The sequence below is a fragment of the Streptomyces sp. NPDC050619 genome (genome assembly GCF_040654815.1).
GTDB lineage: Bacteria > Actinomycetota > Actinomycetes > Streptomycetales > Streptomycetaceae > Streptomyces.
Genome location: NZ_JBFAIR010000157.1, coordinates 1 through 1,229, shown reverse-complemented (window position 1 = coordinate 1,229; position 1,229 = coordinate 1). Strand labels below are relative to the sequence as shown.

The window sequence follows — 1,229 nt, the reverse complement described above, 5'->3', positions numbered from 1 at the left end:
GCTGTGCGACGGCTGCCGCCGCACAGCAGGAGGTGGCGGACCGCGCCCGGCCGGTGGATGAACTTGTGGCCGCCGCCTTCGTAGGTGTTGCAGCTGGCACACACCGGGCCGCGCACGAATCCGTGCGTGTGGCAGTGGTCCCAGTACACGGCCTGCCGCGGACCGGGACACAACCGGCACAGGAACGCCTCCGGCTGCGAGTTCTTCAGCAGCGACGCATACGGCCGACCGCGCAGATGGTCCTTGTAGGGGCGTGCGACGGAGGTGGCGCACGCGGGGCACAGGGTGGTGTAGCCGCTGTTGCTGGACGTGCGCCACTTCCAGACGTCCCCGGTGGCGTTGCAGCGGCTGCATCGGGCGGCCTGTTCGACACACTCCGCGGCGATCTGGTCCGCCCGGTCGAGAAGGGCGGCGTAGGCGCGCGGCACCATCCAGGCGGTGCCGGACCACGTCAGCAGCGGCAGGGGGCTGGTGCACGCGATGGGCCACCGGCCGTAGCGTTCCTTGACCTGCTCGAAAGTCGCTCCGCACCCCAGTCCATGGCGGTTGGGCCGGGTAAGGTGGCACGGCCGCTGCCCTTCACAGCGGCAGCCGTTGGCGCTCTGGTCCCGGTAGGAGATGTCGTCGAACCAGCGCAGGATCTGCGCGCGCCACGTCCGATCGCGCTCGGAGGACGAGAGACGGGCGTCGACCAGGTCGTCCGGATCGAACGGGAGAGAGGCGAGCCGTTCGCCGGCCTTGCGGATGTCCCGGTCGTCCAGCCGCCACCGGCCCTTGTACTTGTGGCCGCGGACGGCGGTGTCCCCGATGAGGACGTGGTTGCTGATCTGGAAGGTGTAGCGGGACAGCGAGGCGGGCGCTGCGGGGACGGGGCAGCCCTCAGTGAGTTCCGCCAGCAGCCGGTTGGCGTACTCCGGGCTGATTGGTGCCATGGTGTGTCTCTCCTTTATGGGGGGGAAGCGGGCGGGGCGGGGGCGTGCAACGAGGGGCGGTCCGCGGACGCCGACGTGATGCAGTCCGGGCCGGGGACGGCGGGTGGGGGAGCCGGGGACGGGGCCGGGAGACGTCACGGGCGCGGCACCGGCCCGGGCCGCGTTGAGGGCACCGGTTCCCAGCCGCCAGTCAGGAAGGCTGCCCCGGCCTCTTCCCAGACGGTGCGGGGACGGCGGTCGGTGAGGAAGCCAGCGCGGTCGCTGTACTCGGTGGGCCGTGCCGCCGTCCGGTGCACC

At 71.8% G+C, this 1,229-nt stretch carries 1 protein-coding gene; it reads right to left on the bottom strand.

Going from position 1 to position 1,229, the window contains the following annotated elements; all coding sequences use genetic code 11:
- On the bottom strand, nucleotides 1-932 hold a 932-nt coding region (locus AB0I77_RS53670), incomplete at its 3' end, for an endonuclease domain-containing protein (RefSeq protein ID WP_363290346.1).
- Nucleotides 933-1,229: the final 297 nt, after the last annotated feature.